Origin of the sequence: Pseudomonas sp. (assembly GCF_026224925.1) — a bacterium.
GTDB lineage: Bacteria > Pseudomonadota > Gammaproteobacteria > Pseudomonadales > Pseudomonadaceae > Aquipseudomonas.
Map to the genome: position 1 here is coordinate 1 of NZ_JAMFRV010000057.1, position 6,923 is coordinate 6,923.

General features: G+C 51.2%; 8 protein-coding genes. All 8 read right to left on the reverse strand.

The genetic code is table 11. The features are described from left to right. The coding region (locus M0974_RS02445; protein WP_367278942.1) for an NAD-dependent epimerase/dehydratase family protein at window positions 1-173 on the reverse strand (173 nt) is incomplete at its 3' end. After that, on the reverse strand, window positions 142-1,224 hold the full coding sequence (gmd, locus tag M0974_RS02450) for a GDP-mannose 4,6-dehydratase (protein ID WP_297832262.1): 1,083 nt from the start codon (window positions 1,222-1,224) through the stop codon (window positions 142-144). The genes gmd and M0974_RS02445, both read right to left, overlap by 32 nt. A gap of 51 nt (window positions 1,225-1,275) precedes the next feature. After that, window positions 1,276-2,145 carry a glycosyltransferase family 2 protein gene (locus M0974_RS02455; protein WP_297832265.1) on the reverse strand — a complete coding sequence of 290 codons (870 nt, stop codon included), beginning with the start codon at window positions 2,143-2,145 and terminating at the stop codon, window positions 1,276-1,278. Window positions 2,146-2,154: 9 nt separating this feature from the next. Next, a complete protein-coding gene (locus tag M0974_RS02460) occupies window positions 2,155-3,552 on the reverse strand; it encodes an ABC transporter ATP-binding protein (RefSeq protein ID WP_297832269.1) in 1,398 nt (465 codons plus the stop codon). After that, window positions 3,542-4,357 (reverse strand): ABC transporter permease, encoded by an 816-nt coding sequence (locus M0974_RS02465; protein ID WP_297832272.1) that lies wholly within the window; start codon window positions 4,355-4,357, stop codon window positions 3,542-3,544. Before M0974_RS02465 ends, M0974_RS02460 begins: the two co-directional genes overlap by 11 nt. A 46-nt stretch (window positions 4,358-4,403) precedes the next feature. Next, a complete protein-coding gene (locus tag M0974_RS02470; RefSeq protein WP_297832275.1) occupies window positions 4,404-5,456 on the reverse strand; it encodes a glycosyltransferase family 1 protein in 1,053 nt (350 codons plus the stop codon). 71 nt (window positions 5,457-5,527) lie between these two features. After that, window positions 5,528-6,418, reverse strand: a complete 891-nt coding sequence (locus M0974_RS02475) for an NAD(P)-dependent oxidoreductase (protein WP_297832278.1) — start codon at window positions 6,416-6,418, stop codon at window positions 5,528-5,530. 3 nt (window positions 6,419-6,421) lie between these two features. Beyond that, window positions 6,422-6,923, reverse strand: a 502-nt coding sequence (locus M0974_RS02480; protein ID WP_297832281.1) for a bifunctional 2-polyprenyl-6-hydroxyphenol methylase/3-demethylubiquinol 3-O-methyltransferase UbiG, incomplete at its 5' end; no start/stop codon positions are given.

The following is a 6,923-nucleotide window of genomic DNA, read 5'->3' on the forward strand; positions in this document are numbered from 1 at the left end:
GGCTGGTTGGTCAAATCAAGCGCGTCGTGAGTCCGGGTTACCAGATTCTCATAGCCTCCGGCGTTTAAACGCCGCACGATCGCGGAACCGACCATTCCCCGATGGCCGGCAACATAAATTTTCGATGACTTGCGCATCGCTTTACTCGTGGTAGTCATAGGTCGAGTAGCCATGGCGCTTGACCAGCTCGTCGCGTTCGGCCGCTTTCAAATCCTCTCTCATCATTTCAGACACCAGTTCATTGAAGCTGATCTTAGGCGTCCAGCCTAATTTCTCCCGAGCTTTGGTCGCGTCGCCCAACAAGGTTTCAACTTCAGTCGGACGGAAATAGCGGGGGTCAACCGCAACGATGCACTTGCCGCTGGCATCATATCCCTTTTCATCGACGCCTTCACCCACCCAGTTAATCGCTATTCCGACTTCTTTAGCGGCGGCATCCACAAACTCGCGAACACTATATTGCACGCCGGTAGCGATCACGAAATCTTCGGCGGAGTCCTGTTGCAGCATCAACCATTGCATCTCTACGTAATCTTTGGCATGCCCCCAATCCCGCTTGGCATCCATATTCCCGAGGTAGAGACACTCCTGCAATCCAAGCTTGATACGCGCAAGTGCCCGCGTGATTTTTCGAGTAACAAATGTTTCACCACGCACAGGGCTTTCATGATTGAATAAAATGCCATTGCAAGCATACATTCCATAAGCCTCACGGTAGTTCACCGTAATCCAATAGGCGTAAAGCTTGGCTACCGCATAGGGTGAGCGCGGATAAAATGGGGTGGTTTCTTTCTGTGGAGTTTCCTGTACCAGGCCATACAATTCAGAAGTAGATGCTTGGTAAAAACGCGTCTTCTTTTCCAATCCTAGAATCCGAATAGCTTCTAGGATACGCAATGCACCTAAAGCATCAGAGTTGGCTGTGTATTCAGGCTCTTCAAACGAAACTGCCACGTGTGACTGAGCGGCCAAGTTGTAAATTTCGTCGGGCTGCACTTCCTGGATTATACGAATGAGACTGGAAGAGTCCGTCATATCACCATAGTGCAAAATAAGCCGACGCTCACTTTCGTGTGGATCCTGATATAAATGATCGATTCGATTGGTATTAAATAATGAAGCACGACGTTTGATCCCATGGACCACATAGCCTTTAGCAAGCAACAGCTCGGCAAGATAAGATCCATCTTGCCCGGTCACGCCGGTAATGAGAGCCACCTTCATTGAAATACTCCTTTATTAATCACCAAATCTGACTTGCAATGTCCATTGCAGTCAATAATTATTTACCCAATGCCGGGCGAGAAATTGCATATGCCGAACCCGACGGCGCAAACGGGTAAAACACCCACCGCCGTATTGTTGCCGCAAGCGACGAATCTCATCGAAACCGACGGAACTCATCTGCGCGCTGGTTTTCTGAGCGGAATGCACACGAAACGCCCCAAGCACGACTGGCAAATGAGCAAATTTCGCTCCTGCGGCGCTAAATCTCAACAATAGCTCCCAATCCATCGCGAACTTCAACGAAGCGTCGACTTGGCCGCCCGCCCGATCCCAAAGCCGCCGCCGCCAATACATCGTCTCTTGGGGGATGTAATCTACCTGGCGCAACACTTCGACATCGTGCCCAGGCAGAGCCCACATTCCTATTTTCAGACCATGTTCGTTTACGACGACGCGGTCGCCGTAAACCACGTCGACCTCAGGGTTATCGCGAAAGTATGCGCCTATCTTGCACAAAGAACCCGGCATGAGAAAGTCATCCGAGTTAAGCCATCCCATAATTTCACCTTGGCTGCGCGCAAAACCACGGTTGATTGCATCTGCCTGGCCCGTGTCACGCTCGCGCACCAGGAAAAATGCATCGACGGGAAACTGGGCAAGCACTTGGCCGGTATTGTCGCTGGAACATGCGTCTTGAATCACATACTCAAGTTTCGAATAATGTTGACCCAATACACTACGAACCGTCTCACCTATATATTGGCCTTGATTAAACGAAGGCGTTACCAAAGAAATGACGGGGAGGTCCGGCTCCAACTTGCTTGGGGCGGCGCAATCAGGCACGTCAAGGGGCCTTGGGGGATGCTGATCCAGGACACCGAGCCTGATTCCTAAAAAACGCCTTAACCGTGCCGTCATCGGTTCCTCTTAACGGACAATCGAAAGACGCGCCGATGAATCAACCGCCGCGATGCCGTAGAACGGCTGAGCCTGGAATCCGAAATGCCCGCGCGAAACTATAGAGAAGTTTAGCGCGGATGACAAGACGCAATGCCTATTTGCGGCGGCTTCGAGTTCCGCCATTGATGTCAGTTTCGCATGGTCAAACAGCTCCGTTGGCCAAGTCGCAAAACCAAGATCGATAATATACTCGCCGCACCCCAGCGACATGGGGATATCAAACACAACGCGCACGATCTGTCCCTGACGCACTCTACGCGGCACTGGGCAACCACACTGCCCTGAATTTCGACCGTGCACGATCACACCGCGATCGGTACGGATAACAAAACCTGCCACCGGGGTGTCCAGGTCCGAAACAATCCTGTACTCCACATACAGCTTAAGCGTTTCGAATTGCTGAAATACTTGCCGCGCAGAACCGACGGAATTGGTCAACGCGATCTGGGTACATTGGACCAAACCGTCGCCAGTCTGCTCGCGTTGGCTCATATCCATGGTTCCGGCGTTGGGCCATTCAATCGCGTCGACCTGAAAATCCTCTTGGTGCTCGATGTGATCCTCGCTATCCTCAATACGCTGCGACACACTTTTCAGACGTGCCGCGTCCTCGGCAATATGCTGACGCGCATTCACGTGTCCTAGCGCGTAGTAGCGATTGATCGCCTCTGTCGCATCACCCAAATACACGGCGTCACCATGATCCAACAGCAAGACTTGGTCGCAATAATGCATGATGTCGTCCATGCTATGCGTAACTAAAATTACCGTGCAGCCCTTGGCGCGTAAGCGCCCAAGTCGCTCATAGCATTTCAAACGAAAGAAAATATCGCCAACCGCCAACGCCTCGTCGACAATCAGAACATCCGGATCAATACAGGCTTGTATGGCAAAAGCCAGCCTGACGAACATCCCGCTTGAATACAATTTCACCGGTTGATCAATGAAGGTGCCGATATCAGCGAATGCCTGAATTTCGGGCAAAATCTCCTCAAATCGGCGCCCGGACACACCAAGAATACGTGCGTTGAGCCGGGCGTTCTCTCGGCCGGTAAATTCCGGATTAAAACCCGCGCCGAGCTCAAGCAATGCGGCAACACGCCCCTGAACCGATACCGAACCGCTGGACGGAGTAAGAATGCCGCAAATCAATTGCAGAAGTGTCGATTTTCCACTCCCGTTTTGCCCAATAATTCCAAAAAAACTACCGCGCTCAATTTCAAAACTCAGGGGCTTTAGGGCTTCGAAGTACTCCTGGTCGGCTCTACGACCAAATAGCAATGCGCGAATCCGCTTACTCGCCGAGTGGAAAATATCGTAGCGTTTGGAAAGATTTTTTACTTCAATTGTAGTATTAGAGGGCATCGGCAAACCCCGCGCGCATGCGGTGGAAAGTTATGTGACCAATGGCAGCAACCGCGATCGCCACAAGCGCGTACGCGCCTAGCCGATTCCACTGATCGTAATGGCCAATAAATACCAGGCTACGGACACACTCGACAGGGATGGTCAGGGGATTGATGTCCAGCAGCCACCGGTATTTGAGCGGCACCATTTCGGCCGGGTAGCAAATAGGTGCCGTGAACAACATGACAGAGGCGAGCGTAGTGGTCAACTGTCCCAGGTCACGAAAGAAAACACCGATCGCCGACAAGAACCACCCACACCCCATGGTAAACAAGGCTAACAGCACGACTGGAATGGGTAGTAGCAAAATAGTTTTATGCACGTGGCTCGAAGCATATGCGGTAACGGCAATCAGTATTACGATACTTGCCATTACGCTAACAATGCCACTAAGGACATTGACCAGCGGCAAAACCTCAAGCGGAAAAATGACGCGTTTCACGTAAGAAGTGTTACTCAGAATAAATGACGGCGAACGCACCAGGGTATCGGCTATCAGTGCATGCATCATTATGCCGGCGTAAAGCACCAGACCAAAAGGCACTTCGGAACCATTGGCCAAAGTGAGGCCCCATTTAGAGCGCAATACGATTTGAAAAACAAAACCATACAGCAATAGTTGCAGAATCGGCTGCCCTATCACCCACACGATACCCAGCACAGAATTCTTATAGCGCATTTCAATATCACGCACGGTCATCTGTACGATCAGGCCGCGATTCCTCACCAAACTAAGTAGGCCCGCCCATAAACCAAGAGTCAATTCAGATTCCTCGCTGCATAAGTTATTGATTCTCGAGCTTGATCATTCACTTCGTGTTCCTCACAGCCTTGACAACACTTAATACGGCCTGAGCGAATTCGCGACGCTTTATGTCATAGTCGATAGTCTTGCGCGGCGGATCCTGCATCGCATATTTCTCCATAAGCGCCGCCAGCGCCTCGGGTTGATATGGATCAAAAAACTCGATATTTTCCGTTGCCTGTTCGAGATTGGCAGGGATGCTCGAGGCCAGCACGTATTGCGAGATTGACTTCGCATCCTCAATCACGGTAGACCAGCCTTCGAATAATGAAGGCTGCACAATACAGTGTGCGTTATGAAATATCACCATCTGATGGTCGCGCGGCAAAAAGCCGAGGAACCGGATTTGATCCTCCAAATTCAGCGACGCAACCAAGCGCTTAAGCTTCTGCGTATGGTCTGGCGCACGATGGTCATGCTCTTTACCAGAAAAGACCACACACACTTCTATACCGCGCTCTTTGAGCAGTGCAACCGAGCGAATCACCAACTCATGATTTTTATGCACCCAGAACTGGTTCGGGCAGTAGAAAAATCGCTGCGGCAATTTGTATTGTGCCAAGACCGAACTGGCGTCGGACTGCACCATCGGTGGATCAAATACAGCAAAGTGCACGACATGAATATTAACCCGGGCTTCAGGGTAGAAAGTCTCGAAATCCTGTTTCGCGGCAGCACTACTAAATACCAAGTGCTGATAATTCTCGAAATAGTGACGATGCTGTTGTTCCCGCGTCTCAAGTTCCTCCGCACTAAAAAAATCGGGCAGATGTTTTTCCTGAAAGTCCGGGATCCAACAGGCGGTCTGCTGCCATTTAGTGCCGATCGGAAACGGGAAAATCATGTCGAAGTGCATTTCGCGCTTGAAGAACTTAGGCACCAGCCACGAGAACAACTTGGTCCGGCGCGAGCGCGGCCCGTCCAAACCTGACAGCAAAGCCGGCGCGGACCAATGCAGATGAGGATAGCCGGTGTGAGTGCGGATAAATTCGAACGACGCCTTGCTATGCCCGAGGATCCAAATATCCGGCTGCTCATGCGGAGCCAGCAAGTTCAACTACGCAATAAGATTCTTGACGTAATAAACCCCGCCAATCCAGTTGTCGTCGTAGTTAAAGGGAACGCCAATTACAAGTCTTTGAGCCATCTTGCCACCGCAGTCAGACCAGATTGAATCGAATACGACGGCTTAAAGCCCAGTCGATCGAGGAACGAAACATCAGCACGCCAGAATGTAGGATCGCCGACCCGTTCCGAACCGGAAAATACGATTTCACGTTTCCAGTCAAGCGCCGAAATGAGCCCGGTTACAGCTTCACGAACGGTCGTCGCAATCCCTGAGGCGATATTGATAGCGCGGCCGTCGAACTCGACGTTTTGGATCAGGCACTCAATACATGCGGCGATGTCCTCCACATAAATAAAGTCGCGCGCCTCCTCACCGGTACCGAAGAACTCAATCCGCTCGGAAGCTTTGGCTTTGTTATAAATATCCCAGAACAATTGCTTGCGCAAACCGGGTCCATAAGCCGAAAAGATTCGCAAGGATAAGGTCTTTAGGCCGAATAGATGGGTATATTCTTCGCAAAGTTGCTCGGCAAAATGTTTATGCCATCCGTAGGGGGACAACGGCTTACGTTCAGCCATTTCGGTAATCGGTGATTCGACAGGGTTGCCGTAAACAGCCGCACTGGACAGGTGAATGAAGCGCATATCGGGTGAAGCAATCCTGATCGCCTCCAACATTTCGGCTACACGCAAAGTATTCAGCGTGTAGTCCCTTAGCGGCTGCGCGAACGAGACGGGCACACTGGCCGCACCGGTACAATTCACGCATATGTCGGCACCAACCGAAGCGAATAGGCTGGCAAAGTCGGGGTGATCCACTTCAAAGATAAGACTGCCGGGCAAGCCGGTGTCAACGATATCAGCAGGAACCACACTGTAACCACGTGCCGATAACGCAGTGTAGACATGCCCACCAATGAAACCACCCGCTCCCAAAATAAGAACTTTCATGTGTTAGTTCCGTCGCGCTATAAATGAATAGGGACGCCCAGCTATTTGACGTTCGTCGATGGACAACGCGACTTCACGGCTGTGCGGAAAATAGTTGATGGGTGAATCTGCAAATTTGTATTCGCGCAATGACTCAAACCCGGCGCCTGTGAGGAAACCAGAATACTCATCTTGGCGATAGCCAAACTCGCCTCCTGAATACCCCTGAAATGGGTGACTTTGGAGGAATAATTGTAGATCGGCCTCGTCGAAGATCACATGCTCCCTTAGCAGCAAGGCAATCCCTCCGGGTTTCAACAAGCTGTAGAATTTCTTTACGCCAACCGCAGGATCTTTTAGATGATGCACAACTTGTCGGCAATGAATAATGTCGAACTTTTGCTCACTCTCGAAAGCCTCCAGCGCCTGCTCCAAAATGGCGACCCGTTGCGGCAACGTCGAATCAATCGTTGCCGCGGCGAAGTTCAATAGCCTCCGCGCCCCGGCAACACCGGTGATGCCACCC